The sequence below is a fragment of the Azotosporobacter soli genome, from assembly GCF_030542965.1.
Classification (GTDB): Bacteria; Bacillota; Negativicutes; order SG130; family SG130; genus Azotosporobacter; species Azotosporobacter soli.
Genome location: NZ_JAUAOA010000010.1, coordinates 69,629 through 93,782, shown reverse-complemented (window position 1 = coordinate 93,782; position 24,154 = coordinate 69,629). Strand labels below are relative to the sequence as shown.

21 protein-coding genes are annotated in these 24,154 nt (G+C 46.5%); 15 read left to right on the top strand and 6 right to left on the bottom strand.

Features of this window, described 5'->3' with window-relative positions; all coding sequences use genetic code 11:
• Positions 1-19 precede the first annotated feature (19 nt).
• Positions 20-853: a malonyl-ACP O-methyltransferase BioC gene (gene bioC / locus QTL79_RS10785; RefSeq protein ID WP_346354973.1), complete on the bottom strand. Its 834-nt coding sequence runs from the start codon at positions 851-853 to the stop codon at positions 20-22.
• Positions 843-1,544 (bottom strand): alpha/beta fold hydrolase, encoded by a 702-nt coding sequence (locus tag QTL79_RS10780; RefSeq protein ID WP_346354972.1) that lies wholly within the window; start codon positions 1,542-1,544, stop codon positions 843-845. The genes bioC and QTL79_RS10780 overlap by 11 nt, the downstream gene beginning before the upstream one ends.
• A 201-nt stretch (positions 1,545-1,745) precedes the next feature.
• Between QTL79_RS10780 and QTL79_RS10775 the strand changes: the two genes are divergently transcribed.
• The 8 genes from QTL79_RS10775 to QTL79_RS10740 all read left to right on the top strand — a co-directional run bounded on the left by QTL79_RS10775 (position 1,746) and on the right by QTL79_RS10740 (position 9,622).
• Positions 1,746-2,930: a PP2C family protein-serine/threonine phosphatase gene (locus QTL79_RS10775; protein ID WP_346354971.1), complete on the top strand. Its 1,185-nt coding sequence runs from the start codon at positions 1,746-1,748 to the stop codon at positions 2,928-2,930.
• A gap of 118 nt (positions 2,931-3,048) precedes the next feature.
• Complete coding sequence (locus tag QTL79_RS10770) at positions 3,049-3,438, top strand: ATP-binding protein (protein ID WP_346354970.1); 390 nt, start codon at positions 3,049-3,051, stop codon at positions 3,436-3,438.
• Positions 3,439-3,572: 134 nt separating this feature from the next.
• Positions 3,573-4,028 carry a tRNA (uridine(34)/cytosine(34)/5-carboxymethylaminomethyluridine(34)-2'-O)-methyltransferase TrmL gene (gene trmL / locus QTL79_RS10765; RefSeq protein ID WP_346354969.1) on the top strand — a complete coding sequence of 152 codons (456 nt, stop codon included), beginning with the start codon at positions 3,573-3,575 and terminating at the stop codon, positions 4,026-4,028.
• Between the two features lie 69 nt (positions 4,029-4,097).
• A complete protein-coding gene (locus tag QTL79_RS10760; RefSeq protein WP_346354968.1) occupies positions 4,098-4,448 on the top strand; it encodes a YlbF/YmcA family competence regulator in 351 nt (116 codons plus the stop codon).
• Positions 4,435-5,349, top strand: coding sequence for a UDP-N-acetylmuramate dehydrogenase (gene murB / locus QTL79_RS10755; RefSeq protein WP_428845475.1), 915 nt, complete (start codon positions 4,435-4,437; stop codon positions 5,347-5,349). Before QTL79_RS10760 ends, murB begins: the two co-directional genes overlap by 14 nt.
• Before the next feature lie 220 nt (positions 5,350-5,569).
• Entirely contained in the window at positions 5,570-7,177 is a 1,608-nt protein-coding gene (locus QTL79_RS10750; RefSeq protein ID WP_346354967.1) for an MBL fold metallo-hydrolase RNA specificity domain-containing protein, read from the top strand.
• A gap of 106 nt (positions 7,178-7,283) precedes the next feature.
• Positions 7,284-9,092, top strand: a complete 1,809-nt coding sequence (gene typA / locus QTL79_RS10745) for a translational GTPase TypA (protein ID WP_346354966.1) — start codon at positions 7,284-7,286, stop codon at positions 9,090-9,092.
• A gap of 95 nt (positions 9,093-9,187) precedes the next feature.
• Positions 9,188-9,622, top strand: coding sequence for a cell division protein SepF (locus QTL79_RS10740; protein WP_346354965.1), 435 nt, complete (start codon positions 9,188-9,190; stop codon positions 9,620-9,622).
• Between the two features lie 52 nt (positions 9,623-9,674).
• Here QTL79_RS10740 and QTL79_RS10735 read toward each other — a convergent pair whose 3' ends face one another.
• From QTL79_RS10735 to QTL79_RS10725, 3 genes are read right to left on the bottom strand one after another with little or no spacing between them, the layout of a single operon-like run.
• Positions 9,675-10,967 (bottom strand): aspartate aminotransferase family protein, encoded by a 1,293-nt coding sequence (locus tag QTL79_RS10735; protein ID WP_346354964.1) that lies wholly within the window; start codon positions 10,965-10,967, stop codon positions 9,675-9,677.
• A 22-nt stretch (positions 10,968-10,989) separates the two neighbouring features.
• Complete coding sequence (locus QTL79_RS10730; protein WP_346354963.1) at positions 10,990-12,936, bottom strand: peptidase U32 family protein; 1,947 nt, start codon at positions 12,934-12,936, stop codon at positions 10,990-10,992.
• A 17-nt stretch (positions 12,937-12,953) separates the two neighbouring features.
• The gene (locus tag QTL79_RS10725) at positions 12,954-13,823 is read right to left on the bottom strand and encodes an ABC transporter substrate-binding protein (RefSeq protein ID WP_346354962.1); all 870 of its coding nucleotides are present in this window, start codon (positions 13,821-13,823) and stop codon (positions 12,954-12,956) included.
• A gap of 220 nt (positions 13,824-14,043) precedes the next feature.
• Between QTL79_RS10725 and QTL79_RS10720 the strand changes: the two genes are divergently transcribed.
• The 4 genes from QTL79_RS10720 (at position 14,044) to QTL79_RS10705 (ending at position 21,068) form a co-directional block, all read left to right on the top strand.
• Positions 14,044-17,460 (top strand): DNA polymerase III subunit alpha, encoded by a 3,417-nt coding sequence (locus QTL79_RS10720; RefSeq protein WP_346354981.1) that lies wholly within the window; start codon positions 14,044-14,046, stop codon positions 17,458-17,460.
• A 161-nt stretch (positions 17,461-17,621) separates the two neighbouring features.
• Positions 17,622-17,822 (top strand): putative signal transducing protein, encoded by a 201-nt coding sequence (locus tag QTL79_RS10715; RefSeq protein ID WP_346354961.1) that lies wholly within the window; start codon positions 17,622-17,624, stop codon positions 17,820-17,822.
• A gap of 44 nt (positions 17,823-17,866) precedes the next feature.
• Entirely contained in the window at positions 17,867-19,624 is a 1,758-nt protein-coding gene (gene pyk / locus QTL79_RS10710; RefSeq protein WP_346354960.1) for a pyruvate kinase, read from the top strand.
• 16 nt (positions 19,625-19,640) lie between these two features.
• Positions 19,641-21,068 carry a hypothetical protein gene (locus QTL79_RS10705; RefSeq protein WP_346354959.1) on the top strand — a complete coding sequence of 476 codons (1,428 nt, stop codon included), beginning with the start codon at positions 19,641-19,643 and terminating at the stop codon, positions 21,066-21,068.
• Here the strand turns inward: QTL79_RS10705 and QTL79_RS10700 are convergent.
• Entirely contained in the window at positions 21,022-22,158 is a 1,137-nt protein-coding gene (locus QTL79_RS10700) for an acyltransferase (protein ID WP_346354958.1), read from the bottom strand. The two genes, QTL79_RS10705 and QTL79_RS10700, sit on opposite strands and share 47 nt — an antisense overlap.
• A gap of 210 nt (positions 22,159-22,368) precedes the next feature.
• Here QTL79_RS10700 and dat point away from each other — a divergent pair, with 210 nt between their 5' ends.
• The 3 genes from dat to QTL79_RS10685 are packed head-to-tail and all read left to right on the top strand — an operon-like array spanning position 22,369 to position 24,137.
• Positions 22,369-23,229, top strand: a complete 861-nt coding sequence (gene dat / locus QTL79_RS10695) for a D-amino-acid transaminase (protein WP_346354957.1) — start codon at positions 22,369-22,371, stop codon at positions 23,227-23,229.
• Between the two features lie 36 nt (positions 23,230-23,265).
• Complete coding sequence (locus QTL79_RS10690; RefSeq protein ID WP_346354956.1) at positions 23,266-23,610, top strand: hypothetical protein; 345 nt, start codon at positions 23,266-23,268, stop codon at positions 23,608-23,610.
• A 17-nt stretch (positions 23,611-23,627) separates the two neighbouring features.
• Positions 23,628-24,137: a hypothetical protein gene (locus tag QTL79_RS10685; RefSeq protein WP_346354955.1), complete on the top strand. Its 510-nt coding sequence runs from the start codon at positions 23,628-23,630 to the stop codon at positions 24,135-24,137.
• The last annotated feature ends 17 nt before the right edge of the window (positions 24,138-24,154 follow it).

The window sequence follows — 24,154 nt, the reverse complement described above, 5'->3', positions numbered from 1 at the left end:
GGAGCTTGGTTTTCCATAATTATCCGCACTGAGCGGCGGTGCCTGAGGCCGGAGCCTGCTTTTGGGCTTGACCAAAAACAAGATGATATGTTGCAGGGATTAAACCATCTTCTGTGCAAAAGAGTTGTTCGTAATGCGATATCATCGTTGGAAGAAGTTTTCGATTAAAGTTATTACTAACTGAGGTCGGCGTATGATTAGCGCCGACTTTTTTTATTGAAGAGAGAAAAGAACGGACAGAAGGGTAATAAAGCAGTTCGGTTTTTTCCCTGTGATGGCAGAAGAGTCCGTTGTTAGAAGCATAGTCGGCCAGCGATGCAGAGGAAGCGAAGGGCGGGCCATGACGAATGTCAGACGGCAGAGTAAGACTATGGCGTGCCTGATTGAAAGAGGTATGCAACTCATAAAATGTTTCCGGTCCGAAAGTCGCATACAACAAGAGACCTTCAGAGGTCAAGTGACGGAAAAATCCGGAAAAAGCCGCGTCGTAATTGTTGAACCACTGGAAAGCTGCATTGGAAATGATTAAGTCAAATTTAGTGTTGAGAGAGAGGTTTTCACCGTCTTGTCTTTCGAATCGAACATTTTTGCCTGTTTGTAGGATTGAAGCCTGAGTGAGCATGGTTTCTGAAATGTCGGTCGCTACAATGTCAGCGCTAGGAAAGGATTTCGACAATAGACGGGTCAGATAGCCGGTGCCGCAGCCGATCTCTAGAATATGTGAAAAAGAGCGGCTAACCTTTTGTGTTTGCTGGAGGAGTAGGTGGGCCATTTTTTTTTGGACGACGGCATTTTCTTCGTAAGTTGTTGCGGCGCGGCTGAAACTATGCAAAATTTTTTCTTTATCCAACATGACTATTACTCCCTTCGAATTGTCGAAAAATGGATTCGAGCAAGATTTGAAATTTATTTTTCTCGTTTAAAAATGGTGCATGGCCGGACTCGGAGAATGCGTGCAATCTCGCGCCTGGCAGTTGTGCGGCAAGATAAACAGCGGCCCTATAGGGGCAAATTTGATCCTGCGTTCCGTGGATGATGTGACAGGGGAGGGTGATTTGTCCTAAGAGAGGACGAAGATCAGTTGCTGCTAAATAATCAAGACCCAAGAGATGTGATTCAAGTTCGAGCGGTGATGGTTCGTCCGCTAACATAGAAAAAGCGTCTGAATCGATTTGTCTACGAAAGCTGGCTATGGCAGTAGATGGGGTGCGCAATACTTGGCGTTTGAGTTGGCGCAGTGCGCCTGCTGATTGGCCGTGAGGAAAATCTGGTGCAGTTAAAAAGCGAGGCGTGGTTCCGACCAAGATGAGACCGGCTACATTATTGGGGTGGCGAAACGCTGTTTCTAGTGCCAGCATGCCGCCGAGTGACCAACCGACTAACACTGTTTTTTTGTTGTGCAATGCAAGAAAACGTAGGAGTTTATCTAGGGAGTAATTATCAGGCCAAGGGTGATGAAGTGGAAAATGAGCATTTGGCGTGTGGCAGTAATCCGGCCAAATGTCGGAATTAAAGGACCAGCCTTGTAAATATGTGATATGCAAAGAGAACACCTCTCGTTAACTTAAAAATAATAATGGTTTACGTTGATGCTTTAATATTACGGAAAATGAAATGCAAATGCAAGAAATATTGTGCGGGCGATGGATGCGAGGAAGTCGTATTTTTGGAACAAAACGGAAAATGATGCTAAATAAAGAGGAAAATAACCTTGCAATGTAGTATGATATAAGCAGTGAAAATAAATGAAATATAATACGATAAATTTAAGAAATTGGGGTGTTCGCATGGCTTACACTATATTGGTAGTCGATGATGTGGCCTTTAATCGTACTGTACTGAAAGCAGCGTTAAAGGATATGGAAGATGTCATATTTACTGATGCTGTAAATGGCGTTCAGGCTCTGGAAGTGATGGAAAGCGAAGAAATAAGCTTGGTGATACTTGATTTAATGATGCCGGAAAAAAATGGCTTTGATGTCCTGAGGGAGATGCGTCAGGATCATCGTTTGAAGGACATCCCTGTCATTGTATATTCGGCTATGGACGAAATCGACAGTATTAGTGAAGCGCTGGCTCTCGGCGCGTATGATTATTTTACAAAGCCTTTAAAACCGAAGCAGATGAATGTAATTTTGCCGATGAAGGTTAAAAATGCTATTCAACTATATGAACAACAAAAGACGATTCAAGCGCTGAATGAAAAAATGAGTCTTGAAATGCTGCTTGCAAATGTGTTTCAGCAGTCATTGTTGAAAGAAAGGCAAAGCTTTACGGTTGCCGACATGTACGGAAAATTTATTCCCTGCCATGAGGTGGGGGGGGATTTCTATGATTGCGTTGAATCCGGTGAGAGCCTTTGGTTTATTATGGCGGACGTTTCAGGCTATGGTGTGGCGGCGGCCATGTTGTCTTCCATGCTGAAAGTGGAATTTCAACATTGTGTGCAGCAGTTTCAATATCCGAATGATGTACTGCGTCATATCAATAATGTCTTTTGCAATCTAACGAAGAGTAATTATTGCCTGACTGCATTTGTCGGTCTCATCAAAGATAATACATTATGGTATTCAAATGCAGGACAATCCTATCCGGTATTTTATCAAGCAGAGAAAGATGTGGCCCATATTTTGCAAGAAAGCAGCCACAGCATAGGTATGATTGAAGACGAAGAATATGAACTGCATCAATTGCCGATTGCAGCGGGCGATCTTGTCGTGACCTATACCGAGGGTCTGTTGGAGAATAAACTGGACCATGCAGGAGCGGATGAGGTGTATGAAGAATTGTCGCGCTGCGTAATTAATCGAAAGCATCTGATTGCTGAACGGCCAACAGAATTTTTTGAAACGATCTTCCAATTGTTCGGAAATGGCTCGGATAAAAAAGCGAAAACGGATATGGCGATGATGCTTATTTGCGCGAAGTGAGAAGAACGGGTTTGCATTGATAAGAAACGGTGCGAGCCCGTTTGTTGCATGTGACATACATCATAGATTACATATAACAAATTTGTTAAAGTAAGAAGAAAAGAGATGAGGAAGAAGCATGAAAATAAAACGCAAAATTGTTAAGATTGATGAAATGCTTTGTAATGGCTGTGGCCAATGCGTTTCACCGTGTGCCGAAGGGGCAATCACGCTGGAGAATGGAAAAGCGAAGGTGTTACGGGAAGAATTATGTGATGGTGCAGGTTTTTGCCTCGGCGTATGTCCGACTGGCGCACTTACGCTCGAAGAGCGTGAAACGGAAAATTTTGATGAAGAGGCAGTTAAAGAGCACAAAGCTTCACTTGTGAAGGAGGGGCTTGCGCCGCATATCATGAGTTGCCATTGGTGCGGTAATTCGGAAATGATACAACCCTTGTTGCCGGTTAAGACGAACGGTGACAGTACCTGGGTTTGTGTGAAATGTCTGCCGCAGTTGATCCACGGTTAATCGAGGGATAAAAAACAGATCCTTTCAAGCATGAAAGAGATCTGTTTTTGTTTTGTCATTAAATATCGATTTGCCAAGCCGAGGACATTTTTGTATAGTATAGAGTAGTGTAAGTAAGAGAAAAGGAGAGTGCCATGCATATCGTGTTAGTGGAGCCCGAGATTCCAGGCAATACGGGAAATATTGCACGCCTTTGCGCTGCTACGGCGAGTCGGCTGCATTTGGTTAAACCACTGGGATTTTCTTTGGAAGACAGGTATCTTAAGAGAGCCGGACTGGATTACTGGCATTTAGTCGATGTCGTTTGCCATGAGGATTTTGCTTCTGTAGAGGCTGAATTGGCGGGGCACACCTTTTATTACGGTACAACGAAAACGACTCGTTCATATAGTCAGATTGCCTATAAGGCGGATGATGTTTTGGTGTTTGGGAAAGAGACGGCCGGATTGCCGGAGACGTTGCTTGCAGAAAACAGTGAGCGGTGCATCACAATTCCAATGCGAAAGGGCGCTCGATCTTTGAATTTGTCAAATTCGGTGGCGATCGTTCTTTATGAAGCGTTGCGGCAGACCGGATTTTCTGGATGTTAAAGAGTAACCTTTACTAACAGAGATAAAAGAGTGTTATGATGTGTAATATTTAATTTGGAGGGCTATAAAGTGAACATTTATGACAAGACGCATGAATTAGTAAAAGCAATCAAAGATTCGCAGGAGTTTAAAACGTTTCAAGCGGCTAAAAATGAGATCGAATCGGATTCGAATGCAAAAGAGATGGTAAAGAATTTTATCTCGAAACATATGGAATTGGAATATGAGATGATGGCTGGAAAGCCTGAAGATAAAGAAAAAGCGGAAAAAATCCAACAAATGTATCAGCTCATTTTATTAAACAGCAAGGCGGCATCTTTTATGCAAGCGTATATGACGCTGCAGCGGGTAGTTGCGGATGTGTATAAAATTTTAGGCGATTCGGTTGCCGAAGGAATGGATTTTTTTGATAAAAAATAAGATGAAAAATGACTTTGAAGCAGTTATCGCAAGTGAGCGCATTGCATATGAAGCGCCGCTGGCAGAGTATACAACGTTTAAAATCGGCGGTCCGGCAGACGTGTTGGCTTTTCCGATTTCGGTAGCAGAAGTGGCGGCGCTGGTGCGCATTGCGGCCGCCTATGCGATGAAAATCACAGTTCTTGGGAATGGCTCGAATATTTTAGTGCGCGATAAGGGGATTCGCGGACTGGTCTTGAAATTTGGTGATGAAATGGCTCAAATACGACGCCAGGGAAATGTTCTGATTGCAGGAGCTGGCACCGGCCTTGGGGACTTGGCTCGCTTTGCTGCGCAAGAAAAAATGACCGGTATGGAATTTTCGGTTGGTATTCCCGGTAGCGTTGGAGGAGCCGTGTTTATGAATGCAGGCGCCTATAATGGGGAAATTAGTGCAGTGGTCGAAAGTGTAACCGCCGTTACGTTAACTGGCGAAATTCAAAAACTGTCGCGACCGGAATTGAAATTTTCTTATCGGCATAGTGTCTTTCAAGAGAGTCATGCGATCATCTGTGAAGTGGAATTAGGGCTGGCGGATGGTCAGGAAGAAATGATTTTGGCGCAGATGGGGGAGTTTACCGAAAAGAGAGAGAGTAAACAACCGCTTGAAATGCCGAGTGCAGGAAGCACATTTAAACGTCCGGAAGGTCATTTTGCCGGTACTTTGATTGAAGCAGCCGGCCTGAAGGGCCTTCGTTACGGCGGCGCGGAAGTGTCAACGAAACATGCCGGTTTTGTCGTGAATGCCGGCGGCGCAACCGCAGCTGATGTGCAGGCGCTAATTAAAGAGGTGCAGCATCGTGTTTTTGAACATGCTGGTGTGATGTTGCATCCGGAAGTGCGCATTATCGGAGATGAATAAAGCGGATAGGAACAGGAACCCAAATAGAAATAGGGTTCCTGTTTTATGTCATAATGAAAAATGAGTGAAATAACGTAATCGATAAACTTATGTGATGCGAAAGCAAGAATTGCTGCAAGATGAAATAGTCGGAATTGAAGGAATTTAGCGCGTTTTGGCGAATTGGTATCGAAAGAGTAACGCATGCAGTCATTTATCTTATGGATAGAGGAGAAACATTATGCAGTTAACATTTTTAGGAGCCGCCAGAATGGTCACGGGATCCTCATACCTGTTGGAAGTGGGCAGTCAAAAAATCTTGATCGATTGTGGCATGTTTCAGGGATCAAAAGCCGTTGTTGCTTTGAATCAACGCGATTTTGTCTTTAACCCGGGTGAATTAGATTGTGTATTGTTAACGCATGCGCATATTGATCATAGTGGCTTGTTGCCTAAATTGTGCAATTCCGGCTTCAAGGGGCCTATTTATGCGACAAAGGTTACCGGAGAGTTATGCAGTATTCTTTTGCCGGACAGCGCCCATATTCAAGAATTTGATGCAGAGATTTTTAATCGTAAAGGCGTTCGGGCGGGGCGGGTAGCAATGGAGCCGTTATACACAATTGACGATGCCTACCTTTGCTTGCAGCAATTTTCTTCGGTTGCCTACGCGACGGAGGTCGTACTGTCAGATAAGGTTAGCGTGAAATTTTTTGATGCCGGACATATCTTAGGTTCGTCTTTGCTGGAGGTTACAGTGACGGAAGATGGCAAGAGCACGAAACTGGTTTTTTCCGGAGATTTAGGACAGTCCAATCAACCTTTGATCAAAAACCCGACAGTATTGACGGAAGCGGATTACGTCATTGTCGAATCGACATATGGAAATCGTCGTCATAGCCATTATGACAAAGAGGAAGCGTTGGGGAAAATTATCAAAGAGACAGCGGCGCGGGGCGGCAATATTATTATCCCGTCTTTTGCAGTAGGACGTACCCAAACGATTTTATATTATCTGCACAAGCTTCTCAAAGCAGGTAAGATTCCAGATTTACCAGTTGTGATCGATAGTCCGTTGGCAATATCGGCGACAGATATATTCATGCATAATATTCAAGATTATGATTCTGAGGCACTCGGTATGATGCGTGAAGACCAGGAAAGTCCTTTGTATTTGCCTAAATTACGCTTTACCAAGACTTCAGATGAATCGAAGGCGCTGAATGATCTCAACGAATCCGCAATCATCATTTCTGCTAGCGGAATGGCGGATGCCGGACGAATTCTGCACCATTTAAAACATAATCTGTGGCGTCCGGAATCAAGTGTGTTGTTTGTCGGTTACCAAGCGCAAGGCAGCTTGGGGCGTCGACTGATAGAAGGTGCGAAAAAAGTCAAGCTGTTAGGTGAGGAAATCAGCGTGAAAGCGGAGGTGCATAACCTCGACGGGTTTTCCGCCCATGCGGATCAGGGACAATTGCTCGAGTGGTTAGGGAATTTTGAAGGCAAACCGGCTTGCGTCTTTTTGGTGCATGGTGAAGTGGATATGGCTGAGCCGTTTGCGCTATTGCTTAAAGAAAAATTGGCCATGCAGACTTATATTCCACATTTTTCTGATGCAGCCCATATTGCAGGACGAAACTGGGAAATTGAAGAAAGCGGCATCGTCGTTCTTGATCCTGCACAGCGCCAATTGCAAGAATATCTTGAAACGGTGGAACGGGAGTATCAGCAATACCGTCGCCAATTAGAGCAGGCGGTTGCCTCTGATAAACAAAAAATGCCGGAAATTCTACGGCGACTGGAAAAATTGCAGAGTTATATGCGAAAAACTTTGAACGCAGTTTGATACTAGCTATTGACAGGGCGAGTGCCTTATACTATAGTAGCTTTATGCATAGACGGAGAGGATGCCGAGAAGCATCCTTTCTTTAATTTGGCTTGGAGGATGAAGGATGAAACGTCAGGACCTAAGAAATATAGCGATTATTGCTCACGTTGATCATGGTAAAACTACATTGGTGGATGCCATGCTTCGCCAGAGTAATGTTTTTAGAGCGAATGAACAATTGACGGAACGGGTTATGGACTCAAACGACCTGGAACGCGAACGCGGCATCACGATTTTGGCAAAAAATACCGCAATCATGCATGAAGGCGTGAAAATCAACATTGTTGACACCCCGGGACATGCTGACTTCGGCGGCGAAGTGGAGCGCGTTCTGAATATGGTAGACGGTGCGCTATTGCTGGTAGACGCGTTTGAAGGGCCAATGCCGCAGACAAAATACGTTTTGCGCAAGGCTCTTGAACAGAAATTAAAGGTTGTTGTTGTTGTTAATAAGATCGACCGTCCGGATGAAAGAGCTATCGAAGTTGTCGATGAAGTTTTAGAGCTGTTTATTGAGCTGGGAGCGGACGACGAGCAACTCGAGTTCCCTGTTATTTATGCGGCTGCCCGTGCTGGCGTTGCAAAAATGGATATGAAGGATGAGGCAGTCAACTTAGAGCCGATCTTCAAAGTTTTGCTGGAAGAAATCCCGGCGCCGGAATGCGACGAGGACGGAGCTTTGCAAATGATGGTCACTACACTGGAATATGACGATTATGTAGGCCGTGTAGCCCTGGGACGTATTATGCGTGGTACAATCAATGCGGGACAACAAGTCGTTACGATTAAAGGCGAAGTCCAGGCGAAGGGGAAACTCGGTCGCCTCTATACCTATGAAGGTTTGAAACGCGTAGAGACTGAATCGGCTAAAGCAGGCGACATCATCGCCTTGACGGGCTTGGCGGATGTCAGCATCGGTGATACCATTGCCGATCCGCTGCAACCGGAAGCTCTGCCGTCGATTCATATCGATGAGCCGACGCTGTCGATGGTTTTCAGCGTCAACACGAGTCCGTTTGCAGGTACGGAAGGCGACTTCGTTACGTCGCGCCATTTGCGCAACCGTCTCTTCAAAGAAGTGGAAACGAACGTCAGTTTGCGTGTTTCCGAGACTGACAGTGCCGATTCATTTGAAGTTTCAGGCCGTGGTGAGTTGCATCTGTCGATCCTGATTGAAACGATGCGTCGTGAGGGCTTTGAATTCCAAGTCGGTAAACCGGAGGTTGTTTATAAGATGATCGACGGCGAACGTAATGAACCGCTCGAGCATCTGACGATTGACGTGCCGCAAGAGTTTATGGGCGCGGTTATGGAAGCGCTGGGTGTGCGCAAAGCGGAATTGATCAATATGATTGAACTGGCTGGGTATTTGCGTATGGAATTTATCATTCCGGCGCGCGGCTTAATCGGTTTCCGTTCGGAATTCCTGACGAATACTAAAGGAACGGGTATCATGAACCATGTTTTCCATGGCTATGCACCGTTCAAGGGCGCAATCCAAGGCCGCACGCGCGGCGTGTTGGTAGCGTCTGAACAAGGTGAAACCTGCGCATATGGTATTTATGGCTTGCAGGATCGTGGTACTATGTTCGTTTCTCCGGTACAACCGGTATACCAAGGAATGATTGTTGGCGAAAGCACACGCGATATTGACATGGATGTAAATCCGTGCAAGAAAAAGCAGGTATCCAACATGCGTACAAGCGGCACCGATGAGGCGTTGCGTCTTGTTGCTCCGCGCTTGCTGTCGCTGGAACAGGCTCTCGAATACATCAATAAGGATGAACTTGTCGAAGTAACGCCGCAAAGTATCCGTTTGCGCAAAGCTACGCTCGATAAGCATCAACGTGGTCGTGAGCGCAAAAACGCTTAGTAACGAAGAATTTTTGGAGCTTTTGCAGGAAAAATGAAATGATTGGCGAATGCATACCAAAAGTAGTCATTTTATGACTTTGGAGGGCGAAAGACGTGGCAGTCGGATTGATTGATAAGTTAACGAACTTTTTAATGCCGATGGACGAAGTGCCGGAGCATGAAACAAGAGAAGAGCCGGAAGCGAATGAATTGGCTGCTTTGCGCGCAAAGAAAGCAACTCATTTGAAGGTTCATACTCAGGATCAGTCTGTGCTTAGGGTTTTAGTAGCCACGCCACAGCGCTATGATGATGTGCAGTTGTATGCGGATCAGCTGAAAGCGAAAGCTGCCTTAGTCATTAATTTTGAATGTGTAGAGCCATCGGTTCAACGCTCGATTATTGACTTTCTTAATGGTGTTTGTTATGTGACGAACGGAAATGTGCAGCGAGTATCGGATACGATACTCGTGTATACACCGGATCAGGTAGATATAAATAAAGAGCTATTCGCATATTCCGTGCCTGCTTATACTAAGGCGATTCGCTAAGGGATAAAGCTAAACCCCCACGTTAAACGTGGGGGTTTTTTAATATGTCGCGTCAGTTGAGTTTTATTAATAAGTCTGAGAGATGGTTTAATAAGGTGTCGATATCTTGTTCTGTGATAATGAGCGGAGGTTGAAAAGCAAGGACGTTGCGGTCGGGGCCGTTTTTACCGATTAAGACGCCGCGGTTCTTTAATTCCTCTAAAATCAGATCAGCTTGCGCGCTGGCGGGGCTTCCGTCACTCTGAATCAGTTCTGCACCGAGCATTAGCCCAAGACCGCGGACATCGCCGATCAGAGCGTGTTTTGTTTGCAGTTCGAGCAGTCCTTGGCGCAGTTTGGCGCCAAGTTTGGCAGCGCGTTCGACAAGAGTGTTATCAGCAATGTATTGCAATGTTGCCAAAGCTGCACTGGCGGTGACTGGATTGCCGCCAAGCGTGGATGCGCCGGGGCGCGTGTATACATCTGCGATTTCAGGACGTGCAATAAATGCGCCAACGGGTGCGCCATTGCCGAGCGCCTTGGCCAACGTCATGATATCAGGTTCAATATCATAGTATTCACTGGCAAACAAGTGGCCTGTCCGGCCAAATCCCGTTTGAACCTCATCCATAATCAAGAGGATTCCATAATGAGCGAGAACTTCCTTGAGGCGCTTAAAGTAACCTTGAGGCGGTGTAATAATGCCGCCATTGCCTTGAATGGGTTCGGCAAACATGGCCGCTACCTGGCCGGAGGTTGCTGTCTTTATTACGGATTCTACCTCCTGAACGCAGGCGAAATCGCATTCCGGATATTTTTTGTGGCAAGGGCAGCGATAGCAGTAAGGATTTGGCGCCATAGCTACCCCTCCGACTGGCGCGGGATCGGTACGCCAGAAACTGAGTCCGGTCAGGCTCATCCCTAACTTAGTTCGACCATGCAGGCCTTGGCGTAGCGTAAGGAATTCGGATTTTCCGGTATAAAGAGTAGCCAGTAAAGCTGCTCCCTCATTCGCCTCACTGCCGCTGGCGCAAAAGAAGGATTTTTGCAAACGGCCGGGCGTAATATGTGCGAGGCGTTCTGCTAAGTTGACAATAGGTTCTGTAAGATAAATGGTACAGGTATGCTGCAACGTGTTTGCCTGGTCGCAAATTGCTTTACTGATAACCGGGTTGCAATGTCCGCAGTTCATTACGGAGACGCCGGCAAAGCAATCGAGATAACGCTTGCCTGTCTGGTCGAATAAATATTGCATTTCACCACGTACCAGTTGCATCGGTGCGGAATAAAAATGATAGGTGCAAGGAATCATATATTCTTTTTTCTTGCGGATAATTTCATCAGGTCCCAGATAGGAAGTGGTCATGATCTCATCACCTTTCTTATGATTAGCGGGAAGTACGGTAGCGCATAACGCCGATGCCAAGCTCTGATGGGCTGACGGCTCGCAGTTGTTCTAAACGCTGCGCAGAATCTTCAGCGGTCGTCGCGGCAGGGGCGGCGATGCCGTCTAATTCCTGGCGGTACAGTGCGGTGACAGCGGCGACGGTATCGACAGTATAATGCTGGCACTCAAGGCGCAAGCTGCTTAGTGCGGTGAAATTGGACAGCAATGGGAACAGACAAAGATCCTTAGCGAGTAAGATGTGGTTACGGCCATACTGATCAATGACTAACGGATGTTTTTGTCCAGCTGTATCAAGCAGTGCAAAGGAAGTCGTATTCAAAATGGCATCATTTCCTGCCGTGGCTGAAAGACCGAGAACGGCGCTAGGAACGCAGTGATCCATAACCATCGTTTCGAGTGGGCCGTGGACAATCAATTCGAGAGGAAGAGTGCTGTTTTTTGCTAAGGCGAAAATCTGCTCTTGCGTGGCTTCCAAGGAAAGTGTCGACTGGGCGACGCTGAGACTGGATAGCAAACCAATTGTTGCCGAGTTAAAGACGTTAAAGGAATAGTCGGTGTAGATCGGTAAGTCAGTAAATTGCTTAGCCAAACGAAGCGCACCTAAGTTGCTTACCATTACCCCGGCAGGACGCAAGGTTGTTAATTGTGTCAGAAAGGGTTCCAGTTCGCTGCATTCGCGTTCCATTGTGATTCGCGGCGTCATGACAACGACCTGCGCGTTATGTTGCGATGCAGTTTCAATAGCTGCTGCTATCTCTTTGAGCGACCAAGGGGTGTGCGGTTTGAAGCTGTCGCCCCCGATATAAACGACGTTGGCTCCATTTTGGCAGGCTGCGGTCAAAGATGCTAAATCACTGACGCGCACTGCTAAATTTGCCCTGTTTTTGTTGGTTGAGGTGCTCGGTAAAGTATGCAGCGTTGTAGGAAGGCCAGGCTCGCGAACGGCTTGACTGAAGAAGCGTGGTTCGCGTTGACCGTTATAGCCGATTGCTTCAGCTCCAGGGGCGGAGATGGCATAACAAGTCGAAAAATCGCGGTTACGGTTTTCAAATAAATCCTTCCAGTCAGCAGGATCGTAATAATAACCGGTTGGATCTGCAAGGTAACGATCGACTGCCCGGCGATATACGGAAACGATGCGTTTAACAAAATCAGCGGTGCGCATTCGACCTTCAATCTTAAAGGAACATACGCCGGATTGGATCAGTTCAGGCAGGTGGCGGTACATGCACATATCTTTCAGAGCCAGTTTATATGGACCGGGATCTTCCTTTCCTAATACAGTCCCCGTTTTAGCGTCGACAAGTTCATAGGGCCAGCGGCAGGTTTTCAGACAACGTCCCCGATTGGAACTTTGTCCAAAAATAATTCCGGAATGGAGACATTGGCCGCTATGAGCAATGCACATGTCTCCATGGATAAAATACTCGATTTCAATGCCGGTACGTTCCTTTAAAAGCGCCAATTGCGCCAAAGACATTTCACGATTCGTGACGACGCGTGTGATACCTTGTTCCTGAAGGGTACGAACGGCGTGTTCGTTGTGTGTATTCATCATGACCGAAGCGTGAAGGGGAACCGTAAGACCAATTTCTTTGGCTAAAGCAAGAACGGAGAGATCTTGTACGATCAAGGCATCCGGTTGCAATTCGTTCAGTAGTTGCAAATATTCTTTTAATAACGGTAGTTCGCTTTCGCTAATCAGATTGTTTACCGTAATATAGAGACGAACATTGTGTGCATGCGCATAGGCGATGGCTTTTGCCAGACCGGCGTCGTCAAAATTGGCATCGGAGCGGTGAAGGCGCATATTGAAGCGTTTCCCGCCAAGATATACAGCATCGGCGCCAGCTTCGACTGCTGCGACAAGGACTTCTTGACTGCCGACTGGTGCTAAAAGTTCAACGGATTGACGGTTTAAAATCATGATATCATCATCTCCAACTAGTCTATAATTTCTTTTGCTTGTTTTATTAAGTCGGCGGGAAGTTCAATGCCTAAGTTTGTCGCACTGAAGCGGTTGAGAATAATGTCTGGGTTTTCGGCTTGTGAAATCGAAATTGAGCCGATGGGTGTGCCGCCCAATATTGCGGCGGCTTTTTCTGCGCAGGTAATACCGAGGCGAAAATGATTTGCGGTTAAAGCAGCGAGCGCACCGGCTGCAACATTAGGGGGGTGCGAAGCAATGACCGGCAAATTGACGCTATCGGTGTAATATACGATGCTGGCAAAATTATCTTCAGCGGCCCGCCCGATCGGCAGAAAAAGCGCATCAATGTTTTCGGGCAGCAAATCTGGCAGTAAGGAGAGGGCGGCTGGATTTTCAAACGGAATCTCCTGCCAGGAGAACGGGAGCTCTAAAGCGCGAAAACCAGCAACTTCAAGAACTGCATTGGCGTCATGCAGATGATATAAACAGCCGATGGAACGGGCGTCAGGCAACAGGCGGCGAATAAAGTTTATCTTTTCGGCAGCTGCTACGCGACCGGCTGCACCAGTCGCCCATCCGCCAGGCTGTGTCAGGCTGTTTACGAGGCCTGTACCTACAGGATCAAATACAGGTGTGAAGATGACTGGTGTTTGAGGCGCGTGTTGAATGGCGGCTAATGCGGCAGGCGTACTGCAAGCAAAAATCATTTCTACTGCTGCCTCTTTGAGTTTTCGCGCAAGGGCGGGCAGTTCCTGTTCGTTGCCGTCCGCATTGTAATAGAGAAATTCGGCGGCAATATTTTTTTCGGAGAGACCGGTTTTAAAGCCTTGTACAGCTTCGTCCAAGTATTGAGTCAACTGTAAAATGCCGATTCGATGCAACATAAACACTCCTTTTACTACAACAGATGTTCGGATATCCGCTGCGGGAAATCCTGCTTTGCAAGTTGTTTTACGTTGTTAAATTATACAAGGTTTTAGCGAATAATGCGAGGGGAGGAAAGAAAAACTTGAAGCGGAGAGAGTGACGCTGTAGTATACTAAGAGAATATGGTTTATTTAAATGTAGTATGGTTAAAGTGAAAGGCGAGTGAAACATAAATTCATGTCGAATTGTCAGCAGCAAGAACAATTTGTGCATTTGCACGTGCATACAGAATATAGTCTTTTAGACGGAGCGAGTCGGATCAGTGATTTATTGGCACGAGCCAAGGAACTTGCCATGCCGGCATTGGCGATCACCGATCATGGCTCTATGTATGGCGTGATTGATTTTTATAAACAGGCGCGCAAACATGGCATCAAACCGATCATTGGCTGTGAAGTTTATGTTGCGCCGCGCTCGCGCACGGAACGAAGCATGGTGGAAGGCGATGCTTACTACCATTTAGTACTGTTGGCGGAGAATCAAACGGGTTATCGTAATTTACTGGAATTGATTTCACGCGCGAATAAAGAGGGCTTTTATTATAAACCACGCGTTGACCGCGATTTATTGCGCGAGTACAGCCGCGGATTGATCTGTCTTAGTGCCTGCATTGCTGGAGAAGTTCCGGCCTTGATATTGAAAGGTGATATTTCGGGTGCGGAAAAACTCGCATCGGAATATAGAGATATTTTTGGCCAAGATAACTTTTATTTAGAACTACAAGATCATGGGATACCAGAACAGCGTCAAGTGAACCGGATCTTAATCGAAATGAGTAAGAAGTTGAATATTGGCCTTGTTGCGACAAATGATCTTCATTATGTAAAAAAAAGCGACAGTGAGAGCCATGATGTTTTGTTATGCATTCAAATGGGCAAGACGGTTGACGATCCGGCCCGAATGCGATTCTCCAGCAGCGAATTTTATCTGAAAAGCCGGGCTGAAATGCAACAACTTTTTCAAAATGTTCCTGAAGCGCTGGATAACACATTGCGAATTGCTGAGCGCTGCCAGGTTGAAATTGAATTTGGGCATTTGTATTTACCGGAGTTTCCTGTGCCGGAGTCTTTCACTGCGGATGAATATCTGGCGCATCTGTGTACAGAAGCGATTGAAAAGCGTTTTGCGACAGACAGTCAAGAAATCAGGGAACGGCTTCGCTTTGAATTGGATGTTATTTATCGAATGGGCTATTCCGGATATTTTCTTATTGTCTGGGATTTTATCAATTTTGCCCGCCAGCAGAAAATACCGGTCGGGCCGGGCAGAGGGTCGGCTGCTGGCAGTATAGTGGCATATTTGCTTCGTATCACGGACATTGATCCGTTGAAATATGGATTGCTGTTTGAAAGGTTTTTGAATCCGGAACGGGTAACGATGCCGGATATTGATATTGACTTTTGCTATGAACGACGTGCAAAGGTCATTGAGTATGTAGTCGAACGCTATGGTGAAGATCGCGTTGCGCAAATCATCACCTTTGGTACGATGGCTGCGAAGGCGGCGATTCGAGACGTGGGCCGAGCGCTTAATCTATCCTATGGCGAAGTGGATCGGATTGCAAAAATGATTCCCAATGAACTGGGGATAACGCTGAAAAAAGCGTTGGAAAACAATAATGAATTGCGTCAGGCTTATCAAAATGAAGAAACTGTCAAACGTTTAATTGATTTCGCAATGGCGATGGAGGGGCTACCGCGCCATGCTTCGACGCATGCCGCTGGTGTAGTGATTTCGAAGGATCCGCTGACGCATTATGTACCGCTACAGAATTCGGCGGAAGGCTTTCAAACTACACAATATGATAAGGATCGGGTCGAAGAGATTGGTCTGTTGAAGATGGATCTTCTGGGGTTGCGAACGTTGACAGTTATTGGTGACGCCATCGAATTAGTGCGCCAAAACCGCGGCATCGAAATCGATTTAGATACGATTCCGATGGAAGATGAAAGGGCCTGCGCAATGTTGACTAAAGGGGAAACCGCTGGTGTCTTTCAGTTGGAGTCGTCGGGTATGACGAATCTTGTCAAGGAACTTCAGCCGGAGCGGTTTGCCGACCTGATTCCGCTGGTGGCTTTGTATCGCCCCGGACCACTTGGCAGCGGCATGGTTTCTGATTTTATTAATGGCCGACATGGCCGTAAGACTGTGACGTATATTCATCCAGTCTTGGAACCGATTTTGAAGGATACGTTCGGCGTTATTTTGTATCAGGAACAGGTTATGCAGATTGCATCCGTCATGGCCGGCTTTTCGCTTGGCCAGGCTGATCTTCTGCGACGTGCTATGGGCAAGAAGAAACACGATGTTCTGGACGCGCAGCGCGCGACCTTCATCAACGGCGCTGCGGCGAAAGGAATCGGCGGTGATACGGCGAAAGAAATCTTTGACCTGATGGCGCATTTTGCAGATTATGGTTTTAATAAATCGCATAGTGCGGCGTATGCGTTAGTTGCGTATCAGACGGCATATTTAAAAGCGCATTATCCGCAGGAGTTCATGGCGGCATTGATGTCGAGCGTCATGGGCGACAATGATAAAGTTGGCTGGTATATTAATGAATGCCGTCGGATGGGGATTGCTGTTCTACCGCCGGACGTCAATGCAAGTCGACGCAGCTTTACCGTTGATAACGACGTGATCCGTTTTGGGTTGGCTGCCGTAAAAAACGTCGGTGATGGCGCAATCGAGACCTTGGTAACGGCGCGCCTTGCAGATGGGAAATTCACTTCGCTGGTCGATTTTTGCAGTCGAGTCGATATGCGCCAAGTCAATAAACGAGTCATGGAAAGTTTAATTAAATGCGGCGCATTTGATTCGATTGGTGCGAAACGTTCACAACTGCTGGCGATTATGGAACGGGCTGTCGATGTTGCGGCGGGGCAGCATCGTGAACGACAGAGCGGACAAATTGGTTTGTTCGGCGAAGAAACATTAAAAGAGATATCAGAGGTGGATCTGCCGGATATGGAAGAAAGTCCGCAACAGCAACTTTTGGTCTGGGAAAAAGAAATGACAGGATTTTATGTGACGGGACACCCACTGGATGCTTATCGCGAGCAATTATCGGCGTGCAAATCGATTGGCGAACTGGTCAGCGAAGAGGATTGGGACGGCCGTGAAGTCAAGTTAGCGGGCATTATTGTGACGGCCAAACGGATATCTACGAAAAATGGCAGCATGATGTGTTTTCTTACATTGGAAGATTTTACTGGACCGATTGAAGTGGTTGTTTTTCCACGAATATTTGAACGCTGCAATCATTTTTTGACGCCTGATGCAGTGATTCAGGTTAAGGGAAAAGTGAATGCCAACGATGAAGGATGTAAAGTCTTAGCGGACGAAATTCGTGAACTGACCGATTCAGGAAGTGAGATTAGAATTAAGATTAAAGCGGAGCATGAGGCGCCGGAAACAATGAACCGATTAAAGAATATTTTACAAAGCCATGTCGGCGAAACGGTAGTTTATTTGCATTTGCTGGGAAGTCGGAAAATCATTAAGGCGGACAGTCGCTTTTGGCTGAAGCCGACCGAAGTTGCGATCCGCGAAGTAGAAGAGTTGCTTGGCGCAGGCGCTCTTACTTTAAGCTAACATATGGATTAATGGGGCCTGGAACGAAAATGCCGCTGATTTTTTGGAAACTGAAGTTTTGTAGCAGGAATACGTTGCTAGGTGGAGAAAATGCACTAAATAAAGAATGTGCGAACTAGGGAAGTATGGATAAATATAATGTGTGACATCGGGAGGCTTATATGTGGACAGTTATATATATTGCAACAAATAGAGCACAGGGCGAGCGAATCAAAAATGTTTTGTGCGAGGAGGGAATTCTGGCAAATATGAGGCCGGCAAGTGTTTCGGCGGCTACCGGTGACGGAATTTATGAGATTCTGGTTTTGGAATCGGAAGCGGATGAGGCACATGCCATCATATGCCAGCATGCCATAAGATAACCTGTACGTTAAGAACCCGATATCATTATTGAGGGGGAAAACAAATGGGAAACAAAAAAACGAAAATCATATGCACAGTAGGGCCAAGTACGGAAAAGCCGGGTGTGCTGGATGCTATGCTGGAAGCAGGAATGAACGTTTGTCGGTTGAATTTTTCCCATGGCTCCCATGAGACTCACACAAAAAATATAGCCCTTGTCCGCGAGGTTAGTCAGCGCGTCGGAAAACCGGTGGCACTACTCCTTGATACTAAAGGACCGGAAATGCGTCTGGGTAAATTTGTGGATGGTAAGGTTATATTGGAACAGGGGAATCAGTTTGTCATTACAAGCAAAGAAGTCATGGGGACGGCTTCTTTGGCATCGGTTAACTACGCTGGCCTTCCGAAGGAAGTTGCGGTCGGACAACGGTTATTACTGGCGGACGGCTTGGTGTCGCTTTATATTGAAAACATTCAAGGGGACGAAATTTTTACAAGAGTTGAAAATAGCGGTGAAATCAGCGATCGAAAGAGAGTCGCTGCACCCGGGGCCAGTTTGCAGATGCCGTTCTTGTCAGAACAGGATAAGGCGGATATTTTATTTGGCGTAAGTCAGGATATGGATTTCATTGCAGCATCTTTTGTTCAACGGGCGGCTGATATTCTTTCCATTCGCAAGGTGTTGGAAGATGCGAATGCGGAAATGATGATTATTGCTAAAATTGAAAATGCCGAAGGTGTAAAGAATATAGAGGAAATTCTTAAAGTGGCCGACGGCGTAATGGTTGCGCGTGGCGACTTGGGAGTCGAGATTCCAACAGAGGAAGTTCCACTTGTACAAAAGAAATTGATTGAGAGATGCAATAAAGCGGGCAAACCGGTTATTACGGCGACGCAAATGCTGGAGTCGATGATGCAGAATCCACGACCAACGCGTGCGGAAGCGAGTGATGTTGCAAACGCAATCATGGATGGAACGGATTGCATAATGCTAAGCGGTGAAACTGCATCAGGGCAATATCCGGTCGAAGCCGTGAAGATGATGGCTGTAATAGCAGCCCGCACAGAAGAAGCGCTGCTGTATAAGGACATGCTGATGTCGCGCGGTGTAGGCGTACAACGAACGACGACAGAAGCAATCAGCCATGCTACGGTGCAAATTGCACATGAACTGAATGCTGCGGCAGTCATTACTGCAACCGAACATGGTTATACGGCGCGCATGATATCAAAGTATCGTCCGCAAGCGCATATCGTTGCAGTCACGCCGAATGAAAGAGCTCTGCGCCGGATGATGTTGTTTTGGGGCGTGCAGCCGGTTTTAGGCGTCAGTTCTAAAAATTCGGATGAAATGGTTGGCTTTGCCGTGACTCGGTCACTGCAAGCCGGCTTGGTCAAAGAAGGCGACTTGGTCGTCATTACCGCAGGAGTTCCGGTGGGAATGTCAGGGACAACGAATATGATTCGGGTACATATCGTTGGAAACATTCTCTTGCGCGGCATGGGGATTGGGCAAAAAGCCGTAACGGGCAAGGTCTGCGTGGTTCATTCATTCAAGGATTTAGAGAAAAAATTCAAGCCCGGTGATGTACTGGCTATTGACAGTGTAGATGAAGATTCGGCTCCATATGCAGCGAAAGCAGCAGCGATTATTGCAGCCGAAGGCGGTTTGACATCGCATGCTGCGGTAGTCGGAATCAGTCTTGGGTTTCCGGTCATCGTCGGTGTCGACGGCGTAACGGAGCGCTTAACAGACGGTATGCTGGTCACCGTTGATGCTGCGCGAGGCATTATTTACCACGGAGAAATTAACGCCCGGTAAAATGGAGGCTATAAAATTGGAAGCCAATGAATGGTGGAGTATTGGGGGAGGGCTGGGACTCTTAGTTCTAGCCCTTTGGCGTTGGAAGGCCAATGCGTGGCAACGGCGTTATCGTCGCTTGAGATGTCGGATTGACGACTGGGGCGAAAAAAAAACAGCGGATCAGCTGGAAGCGCGTCGTTTGTTAAAAAAATTGCATAAATGGCTGCTGGCAAGTATCGAAGCGGGAGACGAAGCGGGAGCCTACCGATTGTTGGAACTTTTAAAGCAGGCATATGGCGAAGGCGTTTATTCGTTATATGAGTTTTCGCGTTTAGCGGGCATTGTTGTTCGTGTTTTGCAACGTGAAGATATGCAAGCGATTGGCGTGATTGCTGTCGAGGCTTTTACGCCGCTCATTCGGCGGGCTCCGTTGGAAGAGCTGGGCCAAGGGGCGGATCAGCTGGGTTTAATTGGCGTATTGGCATTGCGCTACCGACAACCGTTTCTTGCTGACAAAGTGGTTGTAGAATTGCAGCGAGTAATGGATCGATTGACTTCTCAGTATGCGGAAGAGGGAATCGCGGCGTTGTTGAGGGCTATCCGCGTCATGGGTACGATGTGTTTGCGACGCAAGAATATGGATTTATTTCAAGCGCTTGTCCGCGATATTCAGGAACGGATGATTCAGTTGACGCAGAACGAAAAGGGCATTCGCGAAAGTTGGATGTTGGTCATCTTGTTTTGGTTGCATAGAGCAGCCAGACAAAATCAGTTGGATGCAGCTCGATTGCTTTGTCTAGTGATGGAGGAACTTTGGCAAAGTGAGAAAATGATAATCGATGCTAAAAGCAAGGAGTGGTTGCAAGATGCCATAGCGGCGGCCGCTACGGCCTGTTTTAATCCGCATTCGCAGATTGATCAGCTTATTATAGCGGCGCTGACGAAAAGCGTTGCTACTCAGAGTGATGCTCTGCTTTGGCGCAGTTTGGTGCGTGAAGTGAAAAGACTGGCGGTGTTTGGCGCAATGCGTCATGGCCCTGCGCGGGCGATGCAACTTTGGTTGCCGGTGCTCGAGTTTGCGCGCAAATGTTTACGCGCGCAAATGCGTACAGGCGTACAGGAAAATGAATTGCGGCATTATGTGATTGTCTATGTTCTGCAAGAAATGGAAGCGTATATTGCCTTGTTGGCGCGTAACGACATGCAAAAAACGCCGCTCGATTTTCTGAAGCAGATACATCTTCTTTGGGACGAAGATGCTTCAGGACCGCAACGACGTAAAAGCATAGAGGCGTTTTGTCAGTTAGTAGCACTTCGCTGGTTGGAAAATAAACGTCGAGCGAAGCGTTACAACGAAGGCGAAACTTGGTTGGAAGAACTGGTTTTGACGCCTGACTTGTTATACTCTTTTGGCATCAAAGCTTCTTACCGCGAGAAGTCTTCCCCAGCAATAAGAAGTTAACGACCGGCAGATGACTGCCGGTTTTTTCTATTAGATAAGCGATAATGAAGCAGATTAGCAATACGCTAAGATAAAATAATGGTGCAAAGCAGTCGGTTAACGGCAACTGATGATCTTCCCAGAACTTCCAAAGGTAAAACATGGCAAAGGGGTGGAATAAATAGATGAAATAGGAGTGCTTACCTCCGCTTGATAATAAATGGTTCAAAGCGGTAAAAAGGCGATTAGCGTGGGAAAATTCGCTGAACAAAAAAAGACAGGAGGTCATGGTGTAAATGATGCCGAGAGGACTGAGCTGATGCACGGTGTCGACCGCTTCAATTATTATATAATTTTTGTAAAAGAGTAGATAATAATAATGCATGAGAAGCGCGATGATCGAAAAGGCATAGCTCAAACGGATGATAGAACGATATTGACGGAGAGCTGGCAAAAAATCAGAAAAGCGTGCAGCGCAAAGGCCGCCAAGTAAAAAAATGAATACATAATGAAACGGCAGATAGTTGATGCGAAAATAGATCAAGCGATCCAACCAATTTTCGGAATAGGGAATGGATAACTGATAACTTGAATAATAGTCAAAACCGATTTGTGCGCCAAGCAATAGCGGCATTGCCCACTTCCATTGCCTGCTTAAAAAGGGGATGCAGAGCCGCCACAAGGGCATTAATAAATAAAATGCGAGCAGGATCAACAGAAAATAGAGATGGTAGGAGGATAGGCCGAAGAAAAGCATATCATATACAGTCGGTGATTCCCAGATGTGAAAATCCTGATAAACGTAGGTATAGTGGAGCATGTACAAAAGACTCCACGTCAGATAGGGAATAAGAACGCTTTGCCCGCGACGACGCAAATGGCTCCAATAGGAAAAAGTCTGATTATCGCCTTTAGGCAAGAACAGCCCGAAGGCGGATACGAAAAAAAAGATGGGCACGCTGAAGCGGGAGAGAACTTCAAGTAATGCAATAATATGTGGATTAGGCGAGGGCGTGCCTAGCACATAAGAACCAGTGTGGATACCTAAGACTCCGAGCATGGCAATGCCGCGAATGCTTTCCAATGCAGTTAGTTTTCCAGAGTTAGACATAATATAATCAACAATTCCTTTCGCTTTGCTTTGTGAGTTTGTTATAATAAAGAAGGGTAGATTTAGACAGGCAGATGACTTGAGTGAGAACCACTTCTCATTATAGATGGAAATCAGCAAAATGCCCAGAATTTCTATGCAGCAAAATAATCACTTGGCGGAAGTTGTTTAAAAGTACGCTTGATAAGTGGAGAATATGGAGGAATGGACATGCGGGAACTTGGATTAGTTGACGGCAAAATTGTTGATCTTATGGAACCTATTGTAGCGATGGAGGATAGAGGGCATCAATTCGGTGACGGCGTATATGAAGTGGTAAAAGTATATCGCAAACGCTGTTTTGCGCTTGTGCCGCATTTAGAACGACTCTTTCGATCTCTCCGCGAGCTACGGATACCGGCGATTTATACGGCGGAGGAACTGGCGGAATTTCATGAACGCCTGATTGCAGAAAGTGAAATAGAAGAGGGGTATATTTATCTGCAAACTACCCGTGGTGTCGCACCTCGGACGCATGGTTTTCCGGACCAGGTAGTACCGCGTCTGACAATGTCGATTCGTCCCTCAAAGCCTTTGCCATCGCAGTTGGTGAAAGAGGGGGCGACGGCAATTTGGCTGCCCGATGAACGTTGGCTGCGCTGTGATATTAAATCACTAAACCTGCTTGGCAATATTCTAGGCAAGCAAAAGGCGAAGGAAGCGAATGTCTTTGAAGGCATCATGATCCGCGACGGAATGGTCACTGAAGGAACCAGTACGAATTTTTTTGTCTGCAAAGATGGCGTTTTATGGACGTATCCAGCGAGTAATCTGATCTTAAGCGGAATCACACGTTCCATCGTAAAAGAACGTCTAGCGCCGACGTTGGCGGTACCGGTATTGGAAAAGGCATTTACGACAGCGTTTGTTGAGAGTGTTGATGAAGCTTTTGTCTGTGGTACAAATACGGAAATCATGCCGATTGTGAAGATTTCCGGAAAACGGATTGGCAATGGCGCAGTTGGCTCGGTGACGCGTGCGTTGCAAGAACAATATCAATCTTTAATTGATGAGGAATGCCCAAAGAAATAAAAAATGCATGAAATGGCATATGTGGGGGGCGGAAATGTGGAGCAGACTTGGATTAAACTATTAATCCTGATGGTTGGCAGCAGCCTGGTGAAGTATCTCTTTTATGACATTTGGATATGGGTGTTCATTGATTTAGCGGTTTTGGCAATAGCCTACTATATGCTGAAGGACAACCCTTATATTGACATCCGCAAGACGATGCTGTTGCTCGGCGGTTTTACGCTAATTTCAATTTTAACCGATGTGGGAGTATTGAATGCCTTGCTTGGACAAATGATCATGCTGGCAGTGTTGTTTTGGATGTTTTGGCGCAGACGCGAGGAGCGAAGCGGCGGCGGTGGACAACGTTCTTTCCCGCGTCGCCATAAATGGCATAAATGATTCAGAGGAGTAGCTGCATGAAGAGTAAACAGCGGTGTTTGACTAGAGCGGCACTTCTTTTGGCATTGACATTGGCGATTCAGTCTTTACGTCTTTTGATTCCAATGCCGCCGTTTGCTACGACCTTTTTAATCGGCAGTTTGATTAATGCTTGTTTGCTGGTTGCGCTCGAAAAAGTCGGCCTTGGACCGGCGAGTCTGATTGGCGTTGTCGTTCCCTTAGCGGCCTATTTTCAACAAATGTTGCCGTTGCCTGTTTTTATCTTGCCTGTGGCGGCAGGCAATTTGATTTATCTTCTTTTGTTGCAGGGAGGACGGAAAGTTCCGGTGTCATTGCGCCTGTTGGCGGCTGCCGCGGGCAAAGGCGCTTTTTTGTATGGCATTTTTTTCTGGTTATTGTTGCAGGTTCATTTACCAGCGCAGCTTGCAAGCATGATGCTGTTTTTGATGGGGTGGCCGCAAGTGGCTACTGCGTTAATTGGAGCAATGCTCGGATTGTACTTGATTGAACGTTTGCGTGATATATGATGAAGACACCTCCTGGA

Excerpts from the sequence above, each read along its gene's own strand:
- bioC (WP_346354973.1), bottom strand. The coding sequence starts at position 853 with ATGTTGGATAAAGAAAAAATTTTGCATAGTTTCAGCCGCGCCGCAACA.
- QTL79_RS10775 (WP_346354971.1), top strand. The coding sequence starts at position 1,746 with ATGAAATATAATACGATAAATTTAAGAAATTGGGGTGTTCGCATGGCT.
- QTL79_RS10770 (WP_346354970.1), top strand. The coding sequence starts at position 3,049 with ATGAAAATAAAACGCAAAATTGTTAAGATTGATGAAATGCTTTGTAAT.
- trmL (WP_346354969.1), top strand. The coding sequence starts at position 3,573 with ATGCATATCGTGTTAGTGGAGCCCGAGATTCCAGGCAATACGGGAAAT.
- QTL79_RS10750 (WP_346354967.1), top strand. The coding sequence starts at position 5,570 with ATGCAGTTAACATTTTTAGGAGCCGCCAGAATGGTCACGGGATCCTCA.
- typA (WP_346354966.1), top strand. The coding sequence starts at position 7,284 with ATGAAACGTCAGGACCTAAGAAATATAGCGATTATTGCTCACGTTGAT.
- QTL79_RS10735 (WP_346354964.1), bottom strand. The coding sequence starts at position 10,967 with ATGACCACTTCCTATCTGGGACCTGATGAAATTATCCGCAAGAAAAAA.
- QTL79_RS10730 (WP_346354963.1), bottom strand. The coding sequence starts at position 12,936 with ATGATTTTAAACCGTCAATCCGTTGAACTTTTAGCACCAGTCGGCAGT.
- QTL79_RS10725 (WP_346354962.1), bottom strand. The coding sequence starts at position 13,823 with ATGTTGCATCGAATCGGCATTTTACAGTTGACTCAATACTTGGACGAA.
- QTL79_RS10720 (WP_346354981.1), top strand. The coding sequence starts at position 14,044 with ATGTCGAATTGTCAGCAGCAAGAACAATTTGTGCATTTGCACGTGCAT.
- QTL79_RS10715 (WP_346354961.1), top strand. The coding sequence starts at position 17,622 with ATGTGGACAGTTATATATATTGCAACAAATAGAGCACAGGGCGAGCGA.
- pyk (WP_346354960.1), top strand. The coding sequence starts at position 17,867 with ATGGGAAACAAAAAAACGAAAATCATATGCACAGTAGGGCCAAGTACG.
- QTL79_RS10700 (WP_346354958.1), bottom strand. The coding sequence starts at position 22,158 with ATGTCTAACTCTGGAAAACTAACTGCATTGGAAAGCATTCGCGGCATT.
- dat (WP_346354957.1), top strand. The coding sequence starts at position 22,369 with ATGCGGGAACTTGGATTAGTTGACGGCAAAATTGTTGATCTTATGGAA.
- QTL79_RS10685 (WP_346354955.1), top strand. The coding sequence starts at position 23,628 with ATGAAGAGTAAACAGCGGTGTTTGACTAGAGCGGCACTTCTTTTGGCA.